Raw genomic sequence first — 21,617 nt, 5'->3', positions numbered from 1 at the left:
GCCGGCCTTCGTCGTGTCCGCCGGGGTCAGAACTCGCCGTAGACCTCGAGCGTGTTGGCCGCGACCCGGGCGGCGAGCTCGTCGGCATCCATCCCCAGCTCGTCGGCCAGGAAGCGGAGCGTCACCGGGATCAGGTACGGCGCGTTCGGACGGCCGCGGTACGGCACGGGCGTCAGGAACGGCGCGTCGGTCTCGACGAGGATCCGCTCGCGCGGGGTCACGGCGAGGGCGTCGCGCAGGTTCTGCGCGTTCTTGAACGTGACGTTGCCCGCGAACGAGAGGTAGTACCCGCGGTCGGCGGCGATACGCGCCATATCGGCATCGCCGGAGAAGCAGTGGAACACCGTCTTCTCGGGGGCGCCGACGCGCTCCAGCGTCTCGAGCACGGCGTCGTGGGCGTCGCGGTCGTGGATCTGCATCGCGATGCCGTGCTTCTTCGCCAGCGCGATGTGCGCCTCGAAGGACTGCATCTGGGCCGGGATGCCATCGGCCTCGGTCCGGAAGAAGTCGAGGCCCGTCTCACCGATCGCCCGCACCCGCGGTTCGGCCGCGAGCTCGTCGATGACCGCGATGGCGGCATCCAACTCGCCCGACGCGGCGTACGCGGGCGCCTCGTTCGGGTGGATCGCGACCGCCGCGAGAACGCGCGGATGGGTCGCTGCGGCCCACGCGGACCAGCGCGACGAGTCGACGTCTCCCCCGGCCTGGACGACCCCGTGCACGCCCACGGCCAGCGCCCGCTCGAGCTGCTCGTCGAGCGACAGACCGGTCTCGCCGTCCTCGATCTCGAGGTGCGTGTGGTTGTCGTAGACGGGCACGCCCAGCGGCTCGGGTGCGGGCGGGTAGCTCACATCACGTCGTCCGTCGACCGACCGCTCGCGCACGTACTGGCTCGGGTCGCCGCCCTCGATCGTGCCGCGGGGACGCTCGACGGGCTCGCTCATGCCTGCTCGACGCGCGGGAACAGCGGCGACAGCCCGTTCACGGACGTGCCCGGACGCAGGACGCCCCAGGCTCCCGCTTCCCGGAGCGGCTGATCCTGCAGCCGGCCGACGCTCTCAGCCGTGCCGAGCGCGATCCACAGTTTCTCGGTCGAGACCGGCATGACCGGCGACAGCAGCACGGCGAGGGCGCGCAGGCCCTCCGCCGCGGTGTAGAGCACCGTGCCCAGGCGCTCGCGCTGGGCGTCGTCCTTGGCCAGGGCCCACGGTTCGTTCTCGGTGATGTACTGGTTGAGCGCGTCGACGATCGTCCAGACGGCGTCGATCGCCTCGTCGATGCGGAACCGCTCCATCGCCGCGTCGGCGTTGCTCGCGGCATCCGCCACGGTCTTCTGGATCGCGCGGTCGGCCTCCGTGTACTGACCCGCCGGCGGCACGATCCCCTCGAAATACCGCTCGATCATCGCGATCGACCGGGATGCCAGGTTGCCGAAGCCGTTGGCGAGTTCGGCCTGGTAACGGGCGGACAGGTCTTCCCACGAGAACGACCCGTCCTGACCGAAAGCGATCGCGGAAAGGAAGTAGAAGCGGTACGCGTCGGAGCCGAAGACGTCGGTGATCTCGGTCGGGGCGATACCGGTGAGCTTGGACTTGGACATCTTCTCGCCGCCGACGAGCAGCCAGCCGTGCGCGAAGACGCCGCGGGGCACCTCGAGCCCCGCCGCCATCAGCATCGCGGGCCAGATCACGGCGTGGAAACGCAGGATGTCTTTCCCGACGACGTGGTACGCGGGCCAGCGGCGCGCGAACTCTTCGGGGTCGTTGCCGTAGCCGACCGCGGTGGCGTAGTTCAGCAGCGCGTCGACCCACACGTAGATGACGTGCGAGTCGTCCCAGGGAACCTGGATGCCCCAGTCGAACGTCGAGCGGGAGATCGAAAGGTCCTTCAGACCGTTCTTGACGAACGACACGACCTCGTTGCGGGCGGAATCGGGGCGGACGAAATCGGGAACCGAACGATAGAGCTCGAGCAGCGGCTGCTGGAACTCGCTGAGCTTGAAGAAGTAGTTCTTCTCCTGCAGCAGCTCGAGGGGCTTGGAGTGGATCGCGCAGACTTTCAGACCTTCGAACGGCCCCTCGCCGTCGACGATCTCGGCCTCGGTCTTGAACTCCTCGCAGCCGACGCAGTACAGCGCCTCGAACTCGCCCGCGTAGATGTAGCCGCGGTCGTAGAGCGCCTGCACGAACTTCTCGACCCGCTCCTCGTGGCGCGGCTGGCTCGTGCGGATGAAGTCGTCGTTGGCGACGTCGAGCGTCGTCAGCAGCGGGAACCACGACTCGCTGACGAGCTTGTCGACCCACTCCTGCGGCGTGTGGCCGTTCGCCGCGGCGGCGCGCATCATCTTCTGGCCGTGCTCGTCGGTGCCCGTGAGCATCCAGGTGTCGTCACCGGACTGCCGGTGCCACCGCGCGAGCGCGTCCACCGCCACCGTCGTGTAGCCGTGCCCGATGTGAGGCACGTCGCTCGGGTAGTAGATCGGCGTGGTGATGTAGAAGGATCGGCCGGAAGTCACCTCAGGATTCTACGGGGGGCCGCCGACCCGCCCGGCCGTGTGTCGGCGTCAGCCCTTCACTGCGAGCGCGGCCTGGTACAGCTCGCGCGAGGAGTGCCCGGTCTGCGACGCGACCTCGGCCGCGGCCTCCTTGAGCCGCGTGCCGCCGCGGACGATCTCGAGCACCTGGGTCACGGCATCCGGGAACGCCACTACTCGCGCCGACGCACCGCCGACGACGATCGCGATCTCGCCGCGCACGCCCTCGGCCGCCCACGAAGCGAGCTCGGCGAGCGTGCCGCGGCGCACCTCCTCGTGCAGCTTCGTCAGCTCGCGGCACACCGCGGCGGGACGGTCGGCTCCGAACGCGGCCGCGAGGTCGTCGAGAGTGGATGCCAGCCGCGACGGCGACTCGAAGAACACCAGGGTGCGCGTCTCGGCGGCGAGATCGGCGAAGGCCCGGCGGCGATCGCCGGGCTTGCGGCGCGGGAAGCCCTCGAACGCGAATCGATCGGTCGGAAGTCCCGCGACGGCCAGAGCGGTGATAACGGCGCTCGGACCGGGGAGGGCGGTGACGGTCACACCCGCGGCGGCCGCCGCCGCGACGAGACCGTAGCCGGGGTCGCTGACCGTCGGCATCCCGGCGTCGCTCAGCACGAGCAGGTCGTCCTCGCGGGCCAGCTCGACCAGTTCGGCCGCACGCTCCTTCTCGTTGTGGTCGTGCAGCGCGACGAGTCGCGGCCGGTTCGCGACGCCGAGACCGGCGAGGAGCCGTTGCGTCGTGCGGGTGTCCTCGGCCGCGACGACCGTCGCGTTCTCGAGCGCCTCGACCAGGCGCCGCGACGCGTCGCCCAGGTTGCCGATGGGGGTCGCCGCGAGGATGATCACCGCCCCACCTTATGCTGGGGGCCGTGACCGCCGTCCCCTCGCTGATCCCCGCAGACGAACGGACGCGCTTCGACCGCTGGCGCGATCTGCTCCTCGCCGATCCGCGCCGCGCCCGCGTGTGGCGCTGGCTGGCGCCGGCGGTGATCACCTTGATCGCCTTCGTGCTGCGTCTGGTGAACGTCGGCGACCCGCACCAGTTGATCTTCGACGAGACGTATTACGTCAAGGACTCGTGGAGCCAGTGGCTGCTCGGTTTCCCGTCGACGTGGCCCGAGGGCGCCGACGAGCGCTTCATCACCGGCGACACGGACGCGTTCACGGGGGTCGGCAGCTACGTCGTACACCCCCCGCTCGGACGCCTGTTCATCGGCGCGGGGATGGCGCTGTTCGGTGCGGACTCCGCGACCGGGTGGCGGATCGCCGCGGTCGTGTTCGGCACGGCCACCGTGCTCGCGGTGTACCTCTTGCCGAGAACGCTCACCGGGTCCCTCGTCTTCGCGTCCGTGGCATCCGGTCTCCTGGCGATCGACGGCCTCGGCATCGTGCTGAGCCGGGTGTCGCTGCTGGACACGTTCCTGACGTTCTTCGTCGTGCTGGCGCTGTGGTTCGTGGCGCTGGACCGCCGCGCGGCGCTCGCCCGCTGGGCCGCACGCGAATCCCGCGAGACGACGTGGGGGCCGGTGTTCTGGAACCGCCCGTGGCTCGTCGCCGCCGGGGTCGCCGCCGGCGCGGCCACGGCCGTGAAGTGGTCGGGGCTGTACGTCATCGCCGCGATCGGACTGTACGTCGTCGTCACCGACGCCCTCGCCCGCCGTCGCGCCGGCATCGTGCAGTGGCCGATGGACGGGGTCCGGCAGGGCCTCGTGTCGTTCGTGCTCCTCGTCCCGGTCGCCGCGGTCGTGTACCTCGCGAGCTGGTCGGGGTGGCTGTTCACCGACGGCGGCTACAGCCGCCACGCCGTCGACGCCGCGCCCGCCGCCGGGGTGTGGTCGTGGGTTCCGCTCCCGCTGCAGAACCTCTGGCAGTACCACGAGTCGATGTACGCGTTCCACGTCGGTCTGTCGACGCCGCACGCCTACGCGAGTCCCGCGTGGCAATGGCCGCTGCTGATCCGCCCGACGTCGATGTACTGGCATCAGGACGAGTTCGGGCAGAACGGATGCCAGCTCCCCGGCGGCTGCACCGAGGCGATCTCGAGCATCGACAACCCGCTGCTGTGGTGGGCGGGCATCGCCGCCGCCGTCTACCTGCTGGTGCGGTTCGTGCTCGTCCGCGACGGCCGGTACGCGCTCGTGCTCACGGGACTCGCCGCGGTCTACGTGCCGTGGCTGCTGTACCCCGAGCGCACGATCTTCCAGTTCTACACGGTCGCGATGGTTCCGTTCCTCGTGCTGGCGCTCACCTTCGCGCTCCGTGACCTCGCGCGCGGACCGGGTTCGATGACGCGCGCGAGCGGCCAGGCGTGGGTCACGGTCTTCCTCGCTGCGTCCGTGCTGCTCTCGGCGTTCTGGTACCCGGTGTGGACGGGGCTCCCCGTGCCCTACGAGTTCTGGCGCCTGCACAACTGGCTGCCGACCTGGATCTGACCCCGTGGGCCGCGGCGACGAGTGGCTCCACGATCCGCGTCCTGTGCAGCGGGTGCGGCTGTTCGACGACGCCGCGATCGTTCCCGACCGGTGGCCGGCGAACATCCCCGCCGTCGCGCAGTTCCTCGAGATCGCGGACCGCGACGGCTGGGAGTTCGGGCCGGGAGTGACGTTCCTCGTCGGCGAGAACGGCTCAGGCAAGTCCACGCTCATCGAGGGCATCGCGGAGGCCTACGGGCTGCCCGCCGAGGGCGGATCGACGAACGGGGGCGGGCAGACCCGCCGCACCGAGAGCCCGCTCGGCGAGTGGCTGCGCCTGGAGCGGAGTCCCCGGGCGCCCCGCTTCGGGTTCTTCCTGCGCGCCGAAACCATGCACGGCTACTACTCCTGGCGCGACGATCTGCCCGACGCCCCGCCGAGCCTGCACCCGATGAGCCACGGCGAATCGTTCAACGCCCTGCTCGACGAAGCGCTCGACCATCCCCACTACGTCGCCGGGCTGGCGTGCCTCGACGAGCCCGAGGCGGCGCTGTCGTTCTCGTCGACCCTGCGGTGGTTGGCCTCCCTCGACCGGATGCGCTCGCGCGGCACGCAGGTCATCTGCGCGACGCACTCCCCCGTGCTCGCTGCCCTTCCCGGCGCGACCATCCTCGAGCTCGGCGAATGGGGCATCCGCGAGAGCACGTGGGAGGACCTCGAGATCGTGCGACTCCACCGCGGGTTCCTGGAGTCGCCCGGCCGATACCTGCGGCACTTGCTGGACTGACGGAGCACTCGCCGAGCGGACGCGGCCCCCGCCTCAGCGGAACATCATCTTCTCGTAGAGAGTGCGGCCGCGGACGTGATCGACGAGGCCGCCGAGGCGGATGTCGAGGTCGGCGTCGGCGGTGAAGTCGTAGTACTCGGGGTGTTCACTGGCGTGCAGCACGGCCGACAGCGGCGTGCGGCGCGGGCGCATGTCGAGCGCCTCGATGAGCCGGGGTTCGGTCACCGTGAAGGAGATCCGGTCGTCGCCGCGCTCCCACGTCCAGTCCAGGCGCGTGGGGTAGGTCTGCTCTCCCGGACCCTCGACCTCTCCGCTCGTGGACAGGCGCAGGGGAAGCAGGTCGTCGGTGAGGATCTCTTCGCCGCGCGCGAGGTAGAACGTCGGGATCTGGATCTGGCCCAGCCCGAACAGACCCTTCGTGGTCATCTGGACGTACACCAGTGTGTAGTCGCCGATATGGGCTCGACCCCAGAACCAGTGGTCGAGGAACGACCCCATGAGGTGGTTCCCCCAGTTGTGGTCGTGGTAGGCCGTGCCCGCGAGGGTCACGGTCTCACCACCCTCCGTGATGGTCGCCTCCACGGTGCCGTACGGCACCGGGACGACCCACGCCAGGTAGTGCGATTTCGCGGCGTCGAAGAACGTGATGCCCGCGCCCGGCCGCCAGGAGGGTGCCGCGCGCCGGATCGTGACCTCGGCGGACAGTCCCTCGACATCGAGGTGCAGGCGATAAGTGTCGAGATCGCCCGTGACGGTGTTCGGGCCGATCCGGACGTCGCAGTGGTCCGTCGCCGCCGAGAACGTGGAAGCCGGGAAGACGGGCTCCACGTGCGTCCGCGTTCCGTCGGCGTGCTGGCGGATGACGAGCACCGTCGGGGCGAGCGGGCCGCCGGGATCGGTGTGGGGCTTGTTCGAGAACGTCACGACGAGGGTCGAGCCGTCATCGAACTGGCAGTCGAAGTACCACCACTCGAACGTCGATTCGGCGGCCTCCGCGGCGCGATACCCGTCCTCCCACGGTTGGACATCGCGGCCGTGCAGGCCGAGCGCGGTCATGCCCTCGAGCTGAGCGGCATCCATCCGGGCGCGGATCTCGGGGGTGTCGGGAATGGGGTGGGCGGACATCGGCGCTCCTCCTCGAGCAATCGGATGCCTCACATCCTGGCCGAGCCGACTCGTTCCGACCAGAGCCGATCGCGGCTCAGACCAGCGCCGCGGGATCCGTCGTCGGCAGGGCGCACGTGAACGCCCGGCAGTCGTACGCTGTCGCCTCGCCGCCGCGGGAGACCTTGCCCTCGAACAGCTCGAAGCCGGCGCGGGCGAAGTCCTCGGCCTGCCCGGCGGTCACCACCGCGACGACGTCGGCCGCGACCCGCCGCGCGGCGTCAGCGAGAGCGGCATCCGTCTCGCCCACCACGACCACCTGACGCGGCGGCGTCGCGAGACCGAGGGCGACGTCGAGGATCGCGCCGTACGCGAGCGGGGCCGCGAGGGCGGCGGGGGCCGCGGCTCGCACCAGAGCTTCCGCCGCCTCGCGATAGCGCTCGCCCGCACCGAGGCGCCAGAGATCAAGCGCGGCGGCCGCGAACGCCGACGGTCCGGACGGCGCTGCCCCATCGCTCGGGACTCCCTGCGGCTGCATCCCCTGCACCGCGAGCACGGGGTCACCGCCCCCGGGCGGATGGATGCCATCGGCGCCGAGACACGCGTCGACCAGCGCGCGGGCGCGGTCGGCGTAGGCCACCTCGCCGGTGACGCGCGCGAGGGCGAGGAGGCCGCGGGCGAGGCCGCCGTAGTCCTCCAGCGTCGCGGGCGCGGACGAGCGGATCTCGTCGAGCGAGGCGCGGCGCAGTGTGCCGTCGTCGGTGACGTTGTTCTCGAGCACCGTGTCAGCGGCCCAGCGAGCGGCCTCCACCAACCGCGGGTCGGTGCGGGCGCCCGCGGCGGCGAGCGCCGCGATCGCGTGGCCGTTCCAGCCGGTCACGACCTTGGCGTCCAGGGCCGGCGGCGCGAGATCGGCGCGATCGGCGGTGCGGTAGTACCCGCCCTCGGAGCGCTGACCGTCGATGATCGACTCGGAGTCCTGCGCGGCGGCGATCCCGCCGGAGGGGAGCTGCAGCACGTCGACGAGGAAACGAGCGGTCTCGGCGGCGGTCGTGTCGTCGCCCGCGGCGAGCGCGACCTCAATGAGCCCGGCGTTGTCGGTGAGCATCCGCTCGTAGTGGGGCACGGTCCAGTCTCGGCGTGTGGCGTACCGGAAGAACCCGCCCTCGACGGGGTCGCGCAGCTCCGACGCCGTCATGGCCGCCAGAGCACGGGATGCCACGCCCTCGGCGTTCGGGACGAGGGACGTGAGCGCGGGATGCTGCAGCAGCCGCAGCACAGGGGTGTTCGGGAACTTGGGCGAGTCGAGCGACGCGCCCGCGGCGAATCCACCGAACTCGCGGTCCTCCCGGGACACGACGTCGGCGACGGCCGCCCCCAGAGCGTCGGCGTCGGGGATGGCGTCGGAGGCGGCGGGTGCCGCGGACGCAAGGGCCTCGCGGAGCGAGGAGCCCGTGGCATCCACTTCTCCCCGCCGCTCGGTCCAGGCCTCGCGGACGGCGGCGAGCACCTGACGGAAGGAGGGGAGCTGGCCGCGGGGCTCGGGCGGGAAGTAGGTGCCGGCGTAGAAGATGCGCCCCTCGGGCGTGGCGAACGCCGTCAACGGCCAGCCGAGGTGCGGGGTGAAGGCGGAGGCGGCGTCGAGGTACGCCGCGTCCACGTCGGGATGCTCTTCGCGGTCGACCTTGATCGCCACGAACCCGTCGTTGACGAGCGCGGCGGTCTCGGCATCCTGGAACGATTCCCGCGCCATGACGTGGCACCAGTGGCAGGTGCTGTAACCGATCGACACGAGCACGGGCACGTCGCGCTCGGCCGCGACGGCGAACGCCTCGGGCCCCCATGGGAACCACGCGACGGGGTTGTCGGCATGGGCCCGCAGGTAGGGGCTCGAGGCGTTCGCGAGGCGGTTCAGTGTCTCGTCCGTCGTCAGTTCAGGTCGTCGGGGTGCGTGCCGACCCGGCCCGAGCCGTCGCCCGCGTCGATGGCGTCGATCGCGGCCATCTCCTCGCCGGTGAGCTCGAAGTCGAAGAGGTCGAAGTTCTCTTCCAGGCGCTCGCGGCGCACCGACTTCGGGAACACGATCAGCCCGTGCTGGATGTGCCAGCGGAGCACCGCCTGCGCGGGCGACTTGTCGTGGGCATCGGCGGCGTCGACGACGGCCGGGAGCTCGAACAGGTCGTACTTGCCCTGGCCCAGCGGACCCCACGACTCGATGTGCATGCCGTGCTCGGCGCCCCACAGGCGGATCTCACGCTGGCTGAGCGCCGGGTGCAGTTCGATCTGGTTGACCACGGGGGTCACGCCCGTCTCGCCGACGATGCGGTCGAGGTGCGGGACGAGGAAGTTCGACACACCGATCGAGCGGGTCTTGCCCGCCTCCCGGATCTCGATCATCTTCTGCCAGGCGTGCAGGTAGTTGTCGTTCTTCGGCGTCGGCCAGTGGATGAGGTAGAGGTCGACCGCGTCGAGGCCGAGCTTCTCGAGGCTCTCGTCGATCGCGGCGTGGGGCTCGTCGCCGTCGTGGCGGTCGTTCCAGAGCTTCGTCGTGACGAAGAGCTCGTCGCGCGGGATGCCGCTGGACGCGATGGCGCGGCCGACGCCCTCTTCGTTCTTGTAGATCGCGGCGGTGTCGATGTGGCGGTAGCCGACCTCGAGGGCCTCGGACACGGCGCGCTCGGCGTCGTCGGCGGGCACGAGGAACACGCCGTAGCCGAGCTGGGGGATGGAGTTTCCGTCATTGAGCTGGACAGAGGGAACAGTCATGGGATCCACCCTAGGAGCGACCACCGACAGCGGTTTCGGGGTTGACGCGCGTCACGACAGCGGTGACGCGTCGGCCGCGCGCGCGAGCGCCTCGGCGACGAGCCGAAGGTTCTCGACGACCGACCCGGCCGTGACACGAACGCGGCCCGCATGGGGCTCCGCGGTCTCCGGGTCGATGACGAACGGCGATCCCGCGGCGATGCCGATGCCCTCCGCCGCGGCCCGCACGACGGCGGCGCGTTCGTCGCGGACCGGCATCCACAGGTTGATGCCGTCGGGGTCGCCGACATCGATGCCGAGCCGGCGGAGGGCGGCGGCCAGGCGGTCCAGGCGGTCACGGTAGATCAGGCGTGCGGTGCGCACCGGGGCGGTGGACCGCGGGTCGGTGAGGAGCTCGTGCAGCACGGATTGCAGGAGCCGCGAGGTCCAGCCGGGGCCCAGCATGCGGCGGCGGACGATGCGGTCGACGATCGCGGACGGGCCGCCCAGCGCCGCGATGCGGAGGTCGGGCCCGTGCGACTTGGAGAAGCCGCGCACGTGCACCACCTGGCTCGGCAGCCACAGCGCGAGCGTCACCGGCGGCGCGCTCGCGATGAGCGCGGAATGATCGTCCTCGATGACCGTCACCCGCGTGCCGCCCGGCACGCTCACCAGAACGTTGGCCAGGCGCCGTGCGCGCTCCATCGACATCGACACCCCCGTCGGATTCTGCGCGCGCGGTTGCAGCAGCACCGCCGACGGACCGAGCGCCAGGGCGCGGGCGAGGGACGCCGGGAGCACGCCGTCGGCGTCGGCCTCGAGGGTGATCGGCACGGCACCCGCGGCCTCGATGAGGTCGAAGAAGTAGGGGAACCCGGGCGACTCCACCGCGACGCGGTCGCCGAAGCGGACCACCTGATCGAGCGTGCGGGAGATGCCGTCGAGCGCACCGTCGACGACCGTGAGGGCCTCGACGCCGCGGACCGGCCATTGCTCGCGCAGCACGTCATAAAGATCCGGGAGCACGGGAAGGTCGTGGTAGCGGCCGGTGTCGGCGCGCGGGCGAGCGCGCGCCAGCGCTCGTTCGATCGAGGGCAGCATCGTGGGATCGGGCGTGCCCAGCGACAGGTCCAGGCGGAGCGCCGGCATGTCGCGTCCCGTTCCCAGGCCTCGGGGCGCGCCGGGCACACGGTCGGCGGACATCCCCTGCACGCGGGGGCTCAGCCACTCCCGCCGTTCGGCGCGGACGAAGGTGCCGGCGCGGCCGCGGGAGAACACGACGCCGGCGTCGGCGAGCGCGCGCCAGGCCGCGGCGACGGTGCCCGTCGACACCCCGAGCGCCGCCGCGACGTCGCGCACCGTCGGCAGCCGCTCCCCCGGCGCCACCGTTCCGTCGCTGACGAGGCGGGCGATCTCGGCGGCCAGCCCCGCCGGCGTGCGCTCGACGAACGAGTCGGCCGGGATCATCGGGCCCCCAATTTACGGCGGTGTCACGCGTGGAAATCGTGGAGAAATGTTCAGGCGTGACAGTAACAGAACCGGCGAAGACCCGGAGGAACGAGGGATCCCGATGACAACGGTGCGCGCAGCGATCACGCAGACCACCTGGACCGGTGACAAGGCATCCATGCTCGACAAGCACGAGCAGTTCGCGCGCGATGCCGCGGCGCAGGGTGCCGAGGTCCTCTGCTTCCAGGAGCTGTTCTACGGCCCCTACTTCGGCATCACCCAGGACCAGAAGTACTACCGCTACGCCGAGCCGGTGGACGGCCCGATCGTCCAGCGGTTCGCGGCGCTGGCGAAGGAGCTCGGGCTGGTCACCGTCCTCCCCATCTACGAGGAGGCGCAGACGGGGGTGTACTACAACACCTCGGTGCTCGTCGACGCCGACGGCAGCGTCCTCGGCAGCTACCGCAAGAACCACATCCCGCACCTCGACAAGTTCTGGGAGAAGTTCTACTTCCGCCCCGGCAACCTCGGGTACCCCGTGTTCGACACCGCCGTCGGCAAGGTGGGGATGTACATCTGCTACGACCGGCACTTCCCCGAGGGGTGGCGGGAACTGGGGCTCAACGGCGCCCACATGGTCTTCAACCCGAACGCGACCAAGCCCGGCCTGTCGAACCGCCTGTGGGAGGTCGAGGGACCCTGTGCCGCCGTGGCGAACGGCTACTTCGTCCTGCAGCCCAACCGCGTGGGCCGCGAGGACAACGAGTACGGCGAGGATGCCGTCACCTTCTACGGCACGAGCCAGGTCATCGACCCGCGGGGCAACCACGTCGGCGCGGTGGGCTCGTCCGAGCACGAGGAGATCCTCGTGCGCGACCTCGACATGGACCTCGTGCAGCAGATGCGCGACGACTGGCAGTTCTACCGCGACCGCCGCCCCGACACCTACGGCGAGATCGTGGAGGCGTGAGATGGCCACGACCCTGATCACAGGCGGAACGGTCGTCTCGGCGACCGGGCGCTCCGCCGCCGACGTCCTCATCGACGGCGAGACGATCGCCGCTGTCCTCGCGCCCGGCTCGACACTGCTCGGACATGACCTCGCGGCATCCGTCGATTCCCTCGTGGATGCCACGGGCAAGTACGTGATCCCGGGCGGGATCGACGCGCACACCCACATGCAGCTGCCGTTCGGCGGCACGAGCGCCTCCGACACGTTCGAGACCGGCACCCGGGCGGCCGCGTGGGGCGGCACGACGACGATCGTCGACTTCGCCGTGCAGCGGGCCGGCGAGCGCGTGCAGGACGGTCTTGCACATTGGCACGAGCTCGCCGCCGGCAACTGCGCGATCGACTACGGCTTCCACCAGATCGTCGGAGGGGTGGATGCCGATTCCCTCGCGGCCCTGCCCGGACTCATCGACGAGGGCATCTCGAGCTTCAAGATGTTCATGGCGTACCCGGGCGTCTTCTACGCCGACGACGCGCAGATCCTGCGCGCGATGCAGGTGGCGGCGGACACCGGGCTCCTGACGATGATGCACGCCGAGAACGGCCCGGTCATCGACGTGCTCGCCGAGCAGCTCGTCGCCAAGGGCAATACCTCCCCCTACTTCCACGGCGTCGCGCGCGCGTGGCAGATGGAAGAGGAGGCCACGCACCGCGCGATCATGCTGTCGCATCTCACCGGTGCGCCGCTGTATGTCGTGCACGTCAGCGCGAAGCAGGCGGTCGAACAGCTCGCGTGGGCGCGCGACAACGGGCAGAACGTCTTCGGTGAGACGTGCCCGCAGTACCTCTACCTCTCGCTCGAGGATCAGCTGGGCGCGTCGAGCGAGGAGTGGGGCGACTTCGAGGGCGCGAAGTGGGTGTGCTCGACCCCGCTGCGGTCGAAGCACGAGGGCCACCAGCACCACATGTGGCAGGCGCTGCGCACGAACGACATCCAGATGGTCTCCACCGACCACTGCCCGTTCTGCATGAAGGACCAGAAGACGCTCGGCCAGGGGGACTTCCGTGCGATCCCGAACGGTATCGGATCCGTCGAGCACCGCATGGACCTCATGTACCAGGGCGTCGTCACCGGTCAGATCACGCTCGAGCGGTGGGTGGAGCTCACCAGCACGACCCCCGCGCGCATGTTCGGCATGTACGGCACGAAGGGCGTCATCGCCCCCGGTGCCGACGCCGACATCGTCGTGTACGACCCCGCCGGGCACACCTCCATCGGGGCGGACAAGACCCACCACATGAACATGGACCACTCCGCGTGGGAGGGCTTCGAGATCGACGGACACGTCGACACCGTCCTCTCCCGCGGAAAGGTCGTCGTCGACGACGGCGCGTACCTGGGCACCAAGGGCGACGGACGCTTCCTGAAGCGCGGCCTGAGCCAATACCTGGTCTGAAAGGAGACCCCATGGATTTCGGCGTCGTCCTGCAGACCAACCCGCCCGCTGCCCGCACGGTCCAGCTCTCCCAGCTCGCCGAGGCACACGGCTTCAGCCACGTGTGGACCTTCGACTCGCACCTGCTGTGGCAGGAGCCCTACGTCATCCACTCGGCGATCCTCGCGGCCACCCGCCGCGTCACCGTCGGGCCGTTCGTCACGAACCCGGCGACCCGCGACTGGACGGTCACGGCATCCACGTTCGCGACCCTGAACGAGATGTACGGCAACCGCACGATCTGCGGCATCGGCCGCGGCGACTCGGCGGTGCGCGTCACGAACGGACGCCCCACGACACTTGCGGCGCTGCGGGAGTCGATCCACGTCATCCGCGAACTCGGCAACTCCCGCGCCGTGGAGTACAACGGCGCGACGCTGCAGTTCCCGTGGAGCCGCGGGTCGACGCTCGACGTGTGGGTCGCCGCCTACGGTCCGCTGGCGCTCAAGCTCACGGGTGAGGTCGGCGACGGCTTCATCCTGCAGCTCGCCGATGTCGACATCGCCGAGTGGATGATCACCACGGTCCGCCAGGCTGCGGAGAACGTCGGCCGCGACCCCGACGAGATCGCGTTCTGCGTCGCTGCCCCCATGTACATCGGCGAGGACACGCCCGAGAGCCGCGCGCACATGATCGAGCAGTGCCGCTGGTTCGGCGGCATGGTCGGCAACCACGTGGCCGACATCGTCGCGAAGTACGGCGAGGGCTCCGACGTTCCGGCAGCGCTCACCGACTACATCGCGGGGCGCACGGGCTACGACTACAACTCGCACGGCAAGAGCAGCAACGACCACGTCGACTTCGTCCCCGACGAGATCGTCGAGCGGTTCTGCGTGCTCGGAACGGCCGAGGAGCACATCGCCAAGCTCGAGAAGCTGCGGGCGCTGGGCGTCACGCAGTTCGCCGGCTACCTCCAGCACGACAACAAGGAGGAGACGATGCGGGTCTACGGCGAGACCGTGATCCCCGCCCTCACTCCCGCGGTGACGGCGAAGCGGTGACCGATCAGGCTCTCGCCCCGGGGTCGGTGACCTCGATCGTCCCCGACGACGGCGGTGGGATGCCACGCTCCCGCGGCCGTCGCGGTGTCGGCCTCGCCCGCGTGGGCTGGGGCGTCGCCGGGGTGGTCGCCGTGATCGCGATCTGGGAGCTGTACAAGCTGCTCGGACCCGCCGAGGGCGTGACCGTCGGGGGCGACGGCTCCGCCGGGTCGGGCGTCATCCTCCTCCCCCGCACGCACGACCGCGCGATGCCGCACGTGTGGGACATGGTCGCGCGCATGTTCGCGCCGACGAGCGGTGGCACCACCCCGCCGTTGATCGTGTCGGTGCTCGAGGCGGCGGGGACGACCCTGGGACTCGCGGCGCTGGGGTGGCTCATCGGCGTCGTCGTCGGCGGCATCCTGGGCATCGCGATGCAGCGGTGGCGGCTCGTCGAGTGGGGCCTGCTGCCGTGGATCGTCGTGAGCCAGATCGTGCCGCTCATCGCCTTCGCCCCCGTCGTCAACGCGCTCGGCAGCCAGATCGACCGTGCCGGGGTCTTTCCGTGGCCGCAGTGGTTCTCGGTGGCGCTGATCGCCTCGTACCTGGCCTTCTTCCCCGTCGCGATCGGCATGCTGCGGGGCCTCGAAGCGCCCGACGCGCTGCACGTCGACCTGTTCCACGCGGGAGCGGCCGGCTGGTGGGCGACGCTGCTCCACCTGCGACTCCCCGCCGCCGTGCCGCACCTGCTGCCCGCCCTCCGACTCGCGGCCGCGTCCGCCGTCGTCGGCGCCGTGGTCGCCGAGGTCTCGATCGGGCTGCGCGGCGGCATCGGCCGCATGCTCATCCAGCTCGCGGGTCAGGCCTCGTCCGACCCGGCGGCCCCCTGGGCACCGACGTTCGGCACCGTCGCCATCGGGCTCGTCGCCGCCGCGGGCGTCGCGCTCATCGGTGTGACGCTGCACCGCTTCCGTCGCGGAGAGGAGATCCGATGACCGCACTCGCCGTCCACGCCGCCGGCGTGGGGAAGGTGTTCCCCTCGACCGGTGGCGAGGTGACCGCCCTCACCGGGGTCGACCTCGACGTCGCCCCCGGCGAGTTCGTCTCGCTCATCGGGCCGTCCGGGTGCGGCAAGTCGACGTTGCTCCGCCTCATCGCCGACCTCGACTCGCCGAGCACGGGCGACCTGGCGATCTTCGGCAAACCCGCCCGCCAGGCGCGGATCGACCAGGACTACGGCATCGCGTTCCAGCAGGCCGGGTTGCTGCCCTGGCGCACGGTCGCCGCGAACATCGCGCTGCCGCTCGAGCTGCACCGCTGGAGCCGCACCCGCCGCGACGCGCGCGTCGCCGAACTCGCCGAGCTCGTCGGGCTTTCGGACTTCGTCGGGCGCTACCCCGACCAGCTGTCCGGCGGCATGCAGCAGCGCGTCGCGATCGCCCGCTCGCTCGCCGCCTCCCCGCAGCTGCTGCTGATGGACGAGCCGTTCGGCGCGCTCGACGAGATGACCCGCGAGCGGCTGCAGACCGAACTCGCTCGCATCGCCGCCGAGACCGGAGCCGCGGTGGTCTTCGTCACCCACTCCATCCCCGAAGCGGTGTTCCTCTCCGACCGCGTGGTCGTGATGAGCCCGCGCCCCGGGCGCATCACCGAGGTGATCGACACCCGCCCCGGACGCCCGCGCGACGAGGCACTCCGCGAATCGCCCGAGTACTTCACGCGCGTCACCGCCGTGCGCGAAGCGCTCCACGGCGCTCCCCTGCAACGGGCGAACGAACGATGACCGCGACCCGCCTCCCGTCCTGGCTGCGGTTCGCCGCGCCCGTCGCCGTCGGACTCCTCGGGCTCGGCGTGTGGTTCGCCTACGTCGCCTCGGGCAGCGCACCGCGTATGCTCCCCGACCCGGGTGCGATCGTCGGCGAAGGCGTCCAGCGCTTCCCGCTCATCTTCGAAGCCGCCGCGATCACCGGCACCAACGCCCTCGTCGGCCTGATCGCGGGCTCCGTCGTCGCCGTCGCGCTCGCCGCCCTCGCCGCCACCTGGCGGCCGGTGGACGGCATGACCGCTCCGCTGGTCGCGGCGCTCGCCGTGGTGCCGATCGTGGCCCTCACACCGATCCTCAACACGATGTTCGGTGCGTCCAGCCAGTTCGGGCGGCAAGCGGTCGCCGCCATCGCCGCGTTCGTCCCCGTCTTCGTCAACACCCTCCGCGGGCTGCGGCAGACACGACCGGTCCACCGCGACCTCTTCCGAGCCACGGCCGCGAGCGGTGGCCAGACGTTCCGCTTCCTCACCCTCCCCACGGCGCTGCCGTATCTCCTCACCGGCATCCGGGTCGCCGCATCGCTCGCGGTGATCTCCGCCCTCGTCGCCGAGTACTTCGGCGGGCCCGCGGACGGGATCGGCACCGCGATCGCCACGTACGCCAAGTCCGGACGCGCCGCCCTGGCGTGGGCGTTCGTGGGCGGCGGCATCGTGATCGGTCTCGTCTTCTTCCTCGTCACCTCGCTGCTCGAACGCGTCGTCGCCCGGCGGCTCGGCGCGGGGCGTCCGCCGGCCTGACCGGCATCCCTCCCGTCCGCCCCGACAGAACAGGTTCCACCGCTCCACACCCGCACCACCCGCACCCGAAAGGACTCCCATGACACACAGCACACGCCGCGCCCTGAGCGCGGTCGCGGGGATCGCCGTGGCATCCCTCGCCCTCGCCTCCTGCGCCGGCGGTTCCACGCCCGACGCCTCCGACGGCGACTTCACTCCACTGACCTCGGTCAAGCTGCAGCTGCAGTGGCTGCCGCAGGCGCAGTTCGCCGGGTACTACGTCGCGCTGGACCAGGGCTACTTCGAAGAGGAGGGCTTCGACGAGGTAGAGGTCATCCCGTCCGGCGGCGACATCGTCCCGCAGGACGCGCTCGTCGCCGGCGACGTCGACTTCGCCGTCGCCTGGGTGCCCAAGGTGCTCGGCACGATGGAGAACCAGGGCGTCGAACTCACCGACATCGCCCAGGTGTTCCAGAAGTCCGGCACGACCCAGGTGTCGTGGAAGGACTCCGGCATCACGAGCGTCGACGACTTCGAGGGCAAGCGCATCGGCTCGTGGGGCTTCGGCAACGAGTGGGAGATCTTCGCCGCGATGGCCGACAAGGGCCTCGACGCGTCCACCGTGCAGATCACCACGCAGGACTTCTCGATGAACGCCCTCCTCGACAAGGACGTGGATGCCGCGCAGGCGATGACCTACAACGAGCTGGCGCAGCTGCTCGAGACGGTCGACCCCGCCACCGGAGAGCTGTACACGATGGACGACATCAACGTCATCTCGTACGAGGACACCGCCGGCGCCATGCTCCAGGACGCGATCTGGGCCGACACCCAGCGCCTGTCCGACGACCCCGCGTACGCGGACGCCGCGACGCGCTTCCTCAAGGCCGTCATCAAGGGATGGGTGTTCGCCCGCGACAACCCCACCGAGGCCGCCGACATCACGTACGCCGCCGCGACCGCTCCGAACGTGAGCGCGTTCCCGGTGGGCCCCGTGCATCAGCTGTGGCAGATGAACGAGGTCAACAAGCTCATCTGGGCCGGCGGAGACTTCGGGCTCATCGACTCGGCGGCGTGGGACCAGACGGTCGAGGGTGCGCTCGCGGCGAAGAACCAGGACGGCCTCAACCTCATCACCACGGAGCCCCCGGCGTCGGCGTACTCGAACGACTACCTCGAGGAGGCACTCGCCGCACTCGAGGACGAGGGTGTCACCGTGGACGGCGAGTACACCCCGATCGAGGTCACCCTCACGGAGGGCGGGCAGTAGTGGCGCGCGGGGCGGTCGGCGTTGCGGCCGCCCCGCGTTCCATCGCTTTCCACGAACGGCGTGGTTGACTACCCGGATGACGCAGCCCCCCGCTCAGCACGCGCATCGCGCCCCCGTGTCGGGCTGGCGCCGCGGAGCCCGGACCCTCGCGATCGTGCTGACCGTGGCGGTCGTCGCCGCCGTCGCCGTGGGCGCCTTCTACGCCTGGTCGCTCTCGGAGCGTCTGTCCGCGGCATCCGTCCCGCTCCGAGACGCGCCCGCTGCGCCGCCTGCTCTCAGCGCGTACGACCAGGCGTTCTCGGTCCTCGTGGTCGGTACCGACGAGTGCGACGACCAGGTGCGGGAAGCCTTCGGCGAGCGCTGCACCGACCCCGAGAACGACGGCGCGCGCAACGACGTCAACATGCTCGTGCACGTCTCGATCAACCCGCGCCGTGTCACGGTCGTGTCCTTCCCCCGTGACCTGCAGATCCCGATCCCGGAGTGCGCGTCCGCGGACGGCACCGTCTTCGGGGGTGCATTCAAAGCGCCGATCAACAGCGCCTACGAGGACGGCGGACTCTCCTGCGTCGCCGATACCGTGTCGGAGCTGAGTGGGCTGAGCATCCCGTTCGCGGCCAAGGTCAGCTTCGGCAACGTCGTGAACATCACCGACGCCATCGGCGGCGTCGAGGTCTGCATCGGCGGCGAGGGCATCGACGACCCCGACGCGGGCATCGACTGGGAGCCCGGCCCGCGTGTGGTGACCGGGTACGACGCCCTGGCGTTCCTGCGCACGCGCAAGGGCATCGGCGACGGCAGCGACCTCGCCCGCATCGGCAATCAGCAGCAGTACCTGTCGCGACTGATCAACAAGCTCCGCAGCGACGAGGTGCTGTCGAACCCCGGCACTCTCATCGGCCTGGCGAACACGGCGGTGAACAACATCACGCCCAGCGAGAGCCTCGCCGACCCCATCCGTATCGCCCAGCTCGCTTACACGCTCAAGGACGTGCCGTTCGACGACATCACGTTCGTGCAATACCCCGTGGTCGACGACCCCGACGACACGAACCGGGTGATCCCCGACGAAGCGTCCGCGGCGGTGCTGTGGGACGCCCTCGAGAGCAACGCGCCGCTCGCGCTGACCGGCGAAGCCGGGGCCAACGGCGGTGTGATCGCCGACCCGTCCGTGCCGGAACCGACGCCGCCGGCCGAGACCACCCCGGACCCGGATGCCACGGGCGCCGGCGCCGCCCCCGAGGTCGTCGAACTGCCGAGCAACGTGAGCGGATCGAAGGCGTCGCAGGCGACGTGCTCCGCCGGCAACGGCTGAGCGCGAGTCAGCGGAGGTTCGAGGCGGCGTACACCGCCATCGCGTCCCGCACGACCCGAGCCCGCTCGCTCCCGCCGTAGACCACCGCGAATCGCGGGTCGGCGACGTAGAGGTCGCCCAGACCCGTGTAGGCCGCGGCTTCCGGCGTGCGTCCCCACTGCTCGCCGACCCACGCGTGATGGGCGCCGACGAGCGACTGGAACTCCGCGGCATCCGGAGCCAGGCCCCGCTCGGCTGCCTCCCGCAGGGCCGCGTTGACGTCGCGGCTGCGCGTGTCGTCAGCGCGCCGCTCCTCCGGAGTCAACCGGGAGCGGCGGGCGGCGCTGCGTTCCCACGCATCATCTCCCCACCGCTCGCGCACCTCGCCCTCCCAGCGGGAGTCGTCGACCCCCGCGAGCACGTCCTCGATGTCCATGGTCTTCCCCTCCTCCAGGGCGGTGAGGGCGCTCCTCACCGCCGCGATCCGGTGTCCCATCGCGGAACGCGCTTCTTCGAGCGCGGCGAGGTGCGCGCGCATGGACTCCGCCAGCGAGCGCTCGTCCGCCAGGGCCCGCGCGATGTCGGGCAGCGGCAGGTCGATCGCCCGCAAGGCCAGGATCCGGTAGAGCCGCGCGATCTCCGTCTCGCCGTAGAAGCGGTAACCGTTCTCGGCGACACGGGACGGGTGCAGCAGTCCGACGCTCTCATAGTGCCGAAGCGTGCGGCTGGTCACCCCGGCCGCGCGGGCGACCTCGGCGATGGGCCATTCGTTCATGGCATCCACTCTGGCGGTTGACGTAGCGGCAGAGTCAACCCCGCCGCCGTTCTCGCGTCCGGACGGGTGATGCGTCACGATCGGGGGGTGAAGAACGCCACGCGGTCGACGATCCTGCTTCTGCTCGCCGCGGTGGCGCTCACCGGATGCGTGCCCGAACCGGCACCGAGCCCCACCGCGACCGCCGCACCGACGGTTACGCCGACGCCGACGCCGACCCCCACGCCGACCCCCGATCCTCTCGCCGGTATGAGCCTGGAGGACAAGGTCGGTCAGATGTTCATGGTGGGCACCTCGGCGAACGGCGCCGACCCGACGACCCTCGCCGCCGTGCGCGACGACCACGTCGGCGGCATCTTCCTCCACGGGCGATCCGGCGCGGGCGTGCAGGCGACCGCCGACCTCGTCCGCGGCTTCACCTCGCTGGTCCCCGCCGGGCAACCGGGCCTGTGGGTGGCCACCGACCAGGAGGGCGGAGACGTCCAGGTGCTGTCGGGGCCCGGGTTCGATGGCATCCCGTCTGCCAACGACCAGGGGCAGCAGGACGATGCCACCCTGCGCGGTAACGCCGCGACCTGGGGACGGCAGCTCGCCGAGGCCGGGGTGAACATGAACCTCGCGCCCGTCGCCGACATCGTGACGAGCCCCGACACCGCCGGGGGCAATCCGCCGATCGGACAGCTGAACCGCGAGTACGGCTACGACGAAGCCACCGTCGCAGCCAAGGCGGGGGCGTTCGCGGAGGGGCTGCGCGACGGCGGCGTGCTGCCGACCTTGAAGCACTTCCCCGGGCTCGGGCACGTGGGCGAGAACACCGACACCTCGTCCGGGGTGACCGACGATTTCGTCACCGCCGACGGACCCGACGTGGGGGTGTACTCCGCCGTCCTCCCGGAGGGTCCGGCCATCGTGATGCTCTCGACCGCGGTCTACGCCCGAATCGACGCGAACGCGCCAGCGGCGTTCTCGCCCACGGTGGTCGGCGTGCTCCGCGACACGGTCGGCTTCGACGGCGTCGTCACCACCGACGACCTCTCCGCCGCGCAGCAGGTGCAGCCCTGGTCGCCCGCCGATCGGGCGACGCTCGCGATCGACGCCGGCGTGGACCTGCTGCTCGTCTCGGCCGACCCCTCGGTGTACCCCGAGATGCGGCAGGCGGTGCTGGCGCGCGCGCAGGCTGACCCCGCGTTCGCCGCGAAGGTGGATGCCGCCACCACCCGCGTCCTTGCGGCCAAGGCCGCGATGCCCTGACGTCCCTCCCCCGCCGATAAACGCCAT

Annotated in this window: 19 protein-coding genes; 11 read left to right on the top strand and 8 right to left on the bottom strand. The window is 70.9% G+C overall.

Going from position 1 to position 21,617, the window contains the following annotated elements; translation table 11 throughout:
• Positions 1-26: 26 nt before the first annotated feature.
• From D8Y23_RS10825 to rsmI, 3 genes are read right to left on the bottom strand one after another with little or no spacing between them, the layout of a single operon-like run.
• Positions 27-944 (bottom strand): TatD family hydrolase, encoded by a 918-nt coding sequence (locus tag D8Y23_RS10825; protein WP_128218153.1) that lies wholly within the window; start codon positions 942-944, stop codon positions 27-29.
• Positions 941-2,515 carry a methionine--tRNA ligase gene (metG, locus tag D8Y23_RS10820; protein WP_128218152.1) on the bottom strand — a complete coding sequence of 525 codons (1,575 nt, stop codon included), beginning with the start codon at positions 2,513-2,515 and terminating at the stop codon, positions 941-943. Before metG ends, D8Y23_RS10825 begins: the two co-directional genes overlap by 4 nt.
• Before the next feature lie 48 nt (positions 2,516-2,563).
• Positions 2,564-3,382 carry a 16S rRNA (cytidine(1402)-2'-O)-methyltransferase gene (rsmI, locus tag D8Y23_RS10815; protein WP_128218151.1) on the bottom strand — a complete coding sequence of 273 codons (819 nt, stop codon included), beginning with the start codon at positions 3,380-3,382 and terminating at the stop codon, positions 2,564-2,566.
• A 23-nt stretch (positions 3,383-3,405) separates the two neighbouring features.
• Between rsmI and D8Y23_RS10810 the strand changes: the two genes are divergently transcribed.
• Positions 3,406-4,968 (top strand): dolichyl-phosphate-mannose--protein mannosyltransferase, encoded by a 1,563-nt coding sequence (locus D8Y23_RS10810; protein ID WP_240663875.1) that lies wholly within the window; start codon positions 3,406-3,408, stop codon positions 4,966-4,968.
• A gap of 4 nt (positions 4,969-4,972) precedes the next feature.
• Positions 4,973-5,734 carry an AAA family ATPase gene (locus tag D8Y23_RS10805; protein WP_128218149.1) on the top strand — a complete coding sequence of 254 codons (762 nt, stop codon included), beginning with the start codon at positions 4,973-4,975 and terminating at the stop codon, positions 5,732-5,734.
• A 33-nt stretch (positions 5,735-5,767) separates the two neighbouring features.
• Here D8Y23_RS10805 and D8Y23_RS10800 read toward each other — a convergent pair whose 3' ends face one another.
• The 4 genes from D8Y23_RS10800 to D8Y23_RS10785 all read right to left on the bottom strand — a co-directional run bounded on the left by D8Y23_RS10800 (position 5,768) and on the right by D8Y23_RS10785 (position 11,050).
• Positions 5,768-6,859, bottom strand: a complete 1,092-nt coding sequence (locus D8Y23_RS10800) for a hypothetical protein (protein WP_128218148.1) — start codon at positions 6,857-6,859, stop codon at positions 5,768-5,770.
• Positions 6,860-6,935: 76 nt separating this feature from the next.
• A complete protein-coding gene (locus tag D8Y23_RS10795; protein ID WP_128218155.1) occupies positions 6,936-8,753 on the bottom strand; it encodes a thioredoxin domain-containing protein in 1,818 nt (605 codons plus the stop codon).
• A gap of 14 nt (positions 8,754-8,767) precedes the next feature.
• Positions 8,768-9,604 carry an aldo/keto reductase gene (locus D8Y23_RS10790; protein WP_128218147.1) on the bottom strand — a complete coding sequence of 279 codons (837 nt, stop codon included), beginning with the start codon at positions 9,602-9,604 and terminating at the stop codon, positions 8,768-8,770.
• A 51-nt stretch (positions 9,605-9,655) separates the two neighbouring features.
• A complete protein-coding gene (locus tag D8Y23_RS10785; RefSeq protein WP_128218146.1) occupies positions 9,656-11,050 on the bottom strand; it encodes an aminotransferase class I/II-fold pyridoxal phosphate-dependent enzyme in 1,395 nt (464 codons plus the stop codon).
• 103 nt (positions 11,051-11,153) lie between these two features.
• Between D8Y23_RS10785 and D8Y23_RS10780 the strand changes: the two genes are divergently transcribed.
• From D8Y23_RS10780 to D8Y23_RS10745, 8 genes are all read left to right on the top strand, one after another.
• Entirely contained in the window at positions 11,154-12,002 is an 849-nt protein-coding gene (locus D8Y23_RS10780) for a nitrilase-related carbon-nitrogen hydrolase (protein WP_128218145.1), read from the top strand.
• A gap of 1 nt (position 12,003) precedes the next feature.
• A complete protein-coding gene (gene hydA, locus D8Y23_RS10775; RefSeq protein ID WP_128218144.1) occupies positions 12,004-13,440 on the top strand; it encodes a dihydropyrimidinase in 1,437 nt (478 codons plus the stop codon).
• An 11-nt stretch (positions 13,441-13,451) separates the two neighbouring features.
• A complete protein-coding gene (locus tag D8Y23_RS10770; protein ID WP_128218143.1) occupies positions 13,452-14,480 on the top strand; it encodes a TIGR03842 family LLM class F420-dependent oxidoreductase in 1,029 nt (342 codons plus the stop codon).
• Positions 14,477-15,454 (top strand): ABC transporter permease, encoded by a 978-nt coding sequence (locus D8Y23_RS10765; protein WP_128218142.1) that lies wholly within the window; start codon positions 14,477-14,479, stop codon positions 15,452-15,454. The genes D8Y23_RS10770 and D8Y23_RS10765 overlap by 4 nt, the downstream gene beginning before the upstream one ends.
• Positions 15,451-16,242 carry an ABC transporter ATP-binding protein gene (locus tag D8Y23_RS10760; RefSeq protein WP_128218141.1) on the top strand — a complete coding sequence of 264 codons (792 nt, stop codon included), beginning with the start codon at positions 15,451-15,453 and terminating at the stop codon, positions 16,240-16,242. Before D8Y23_RS10765 ends, D8Y23_RS10760 begins: the two co-directional genes overlap by 4 nt.
• The gene (locus D8Y23_RS10755) at positions 16,239-17,021 is read left to right on the top strand and encodes an ABC transporter permease (RefSeq protein ID WP_128218140.1); all 783 of its coding nucleotides are present in this window, start codon (positions 16,239-16,241) and stop codon (positions 17,019-17,021) included. The genes D8Y23_RS10760 and D8Y23_RS10755 overlap by 4 nt, the downstream gene beginning before the upstream one ends.
• A gap of 79 nt (positions 17,022-17,100) precedes the next feature.
• Positions 17,101-18,270, top strand: a complete 1,170-nt coding sequence (locus D8Y23_RS10750) for an ABC transporter substrate-binding protein (RefSeq protein ID WP_128218139.1) — start codon at positions 17,101-17,103, stop codon at positions 18,268-18,270.
• A gap of 76 nt (positions 18,271-18,346) precedes the next feature.
• A complete protein-coding gene (locus D8Y23_RS10745) occupies positions 18,347-19,585 on the top strand; it encodes an LCP family protein (RefSeq protein ID WP_128218138.1) in 1,239 nt (412 codons plus the stop codon).
• A 7-nt stretch (positions 19,586-19,592) separates the two neighbouring features.
• On the opposite strand, the gene D8Y23_RS10740 is transcribed toward D8Y23_RS10745, so the two are convergent.
• On the bottom strand, positions 19,593-20,339 hold the full coding sequence (locus D8Y23_RS10740) for a MerR family transcriptional regulator (RefSeq protein ID WP_128218137.1): 747 nt from the start codon (positions 20,337-20,339) through the stop codon (positions 19,593-19,595).
• Positions 20,340-20,408: 69 nt separating this feature from the next.
• On the opposite strand from D8Y23_RS10740, the gene D8Y23_RS10735 reads away from it, so the two are divergent.
• A complete protein-coding gene (locus D8Y23_RS10735; protein ID WP_128218136.1) occupies positions 20,409-21,590 on the top strand; it encodes a glycoside hydrolase family 3 N-terminal domain-containing protein in 1,182 nt (393 codons plus the stop codon).
• The last annotated feature ends 27 nt before the right edge of the window (positions 21,591-21,617 follow it).

Origin of the sequence: Microbacterium enclense (assembly GCF_004022425.1) — a bacterium.
In the GTDB taxonomy this organism is placed as follows: Bacteria; Actinomycetota; Actinomycetes; order Actinomycetales; family Microbacteriaceae; genus Microbacterium; species Microbacterium enclense_A.
Note: the sequence above shows the minus strand (reverse complement) of the source record. Positions and strands in the feature narration are given on the sequence as shown.

Coding starts and splice junctions, on each gene's coding strand:
- D8Y23_RS10825 (WP_128218153.1), bottom strand. CDS start 944: ATGAGCGAGCCCGTCGAGCGTCCCCGCGGCACGATCGAGGGCGGCGAC.
- D8Y23_RS10800 (WP_128218148.1), bottom strand. CDS start 6,859: ATGTCCGCCCACCCCATTCCCGACACCCCCGAGATCCGCGCCCGGATG.
- D8Y23_RS10790 (WP_128218147.1), bottom strand. CDS start 9,604: ATGACTGTTCCCTCTGTCCAGCTCAATGACGGAAACTCCATCCCCCAG.
- D8Y23_RS10785 (WP_128218146.1), bottom strand. CDS start 11,050: ATGATCCCGGCCGACTCGTTCGTCGAGCGCACGCCGGCGGGGCTGGCC.
- D8Y23_RS10780 (WP_128218145.1), top strand. CDS start 11,154: ATGACAACGGTGCGCGCAGCGATCACGCAGACCACCTGGACCGGTGAC.
- hydA (WP_128218144.1), top strand. CDS start 12,004: ATGGCCACGACCCTGATCACAGGCGGAACGGTCGTCTCGGCGACCGGG.
- D8Y23_RS10770 (WP_128218143.1), top strand. CDS start 13,452: ATGGATTTCGGCGTCGTCCTGCAGACCAACCCGCCCGCTGCCCGCACG.
- D8Y23_RS10760 (WP_128218141.1), top strand. CDS start 15,451: ATGACCGCACTCGCCGTCCACGCCGCCGGCGTGGGGAAGGTGTTCCCC.
- D8Y23_RS10755 (WP_128218140.1), top strand. CDS start 16,239: ATGACCGCGACCCGCCTCCCGTCCTGGCTGCGGTTCGCCGCGCCCGTC.
- D8Y23_RS10750 (WP_128218139.1), top strand. CDS start 17,101: ATGACACACAGCACACGCCGCGCCCTGAGCGCGGTCGCGGGGATCGCC.
- D8Y23_RS10745 (WP_128218138.1), top strand. CDS start 18,347: ATGACGCAGCCCCCCGCTCAGCACGCGCATCGCGCCCCCGTGTCGGGC.
- D8Y23_RS10740 (WP_128218137.1), bottom strand. CDS start 20,339: ATGAACGAATGGCCCATCGCCGAGGTCGCCCGCGCGGCCGGGGTGACC.
- D8Y23_RS10735 (WP_128218136.1), top strand. CDS start 20,409: ATGCGTCACGATCGGGGGGTGAAGAACGCCACGCGGTCGACGATCCTG.